Here is a 775-nt window from a genome sequence, read left to right on the forward strand (position 1 = left end):
ATCGTTCAGTTCATCATCATATATAGGACGCACATAGTCTAAAATTCCTTGCAATCCACCATAAAACTGTGTCAGCTGCATGGATTCTTCTGTGCTCAATCCTGTGCTGTCAGATAATGCTTTCAATGGGCTTAAATCCATTTCCAGCGGATGGGATTTCAGATTGCGGCGTATTTCCTCAATCAAATCCAGCACAGAGGGGTCACTATATTTCTGCTCCAAATGCTTGAGATATAACTTTAGCTGTCTCCTGTCCTCGTCGAAATAGTCGTCCTCTACCTCGTTTCTGAGCTGTACGGCAGAATAGAATGTCTCAGGATCATACTGAGTATCATAAAGCCTGTCTATGACCTCCTGGGCTTTCTGAGGGTCACTCATACACCGCATAAACGCACATAACCCGGCGCTGGCATCGTTATAAATCTCCAGCGCATGGCGTGGTTTATTCAACAGGACACGAGCGCCACCACCGAACGGCTCTATAAACCGTTCACAGCTATAATCCAACATCTCACAGATGGTTTGTGTCAGTGCTGCCTTACCACCAAAGTAGGGGAAGGCACTTAATATCTCCGTCCTCATACCTGTCTTTCCTGTGATATGGCCTTATCAAGTTTGACTTTAATGAGACAGATATACTTTTGCTTTTTCTTCTTCTCGTCATTTGGGATTGGCATTACATAATCATATTGCCCCTTGTTGGTCACAGTAAATCCCTCTTGGAACAGATATTCCTTTAATGCCTTGGGTGTGAAAGAATATTGGCTGTTCTCAA

The 775-nt window shown here is 43.9% G+C and carries 2 protein-coding genes; both read right to left on the reverse strand.

Translation table 11 applies throughout. The annotated features are described in order from the left end of the window. On the reverse strand, positions 1-582 hold a 582-nt coding region (locus tag B5F88_RS20535), incomplete at its 3' end, for a DNA adenine methylase (RefSeq protein ID WP_204246293.1). Then, positions 579-775 (reverse strand): hypothetical protein (locus tag B5F88_RS21220; protein WP_204246294.1); only part of this gene is annotated, 197 nt, incomplete at its 5' end. The genes B5F88_RS20535 and B5F88_RS21220, both read right to left, overlap by 4 nt.

It is taken from the genome of Flavonifractor sp. An306, from assembly GCF_002159455.1.
In the GTDB taxonomy this organism is placed as follows: Bacteria; Bacillota; Clostridia; order Oscillospirales; family Oscillospiraceae; genus Flavonifractor.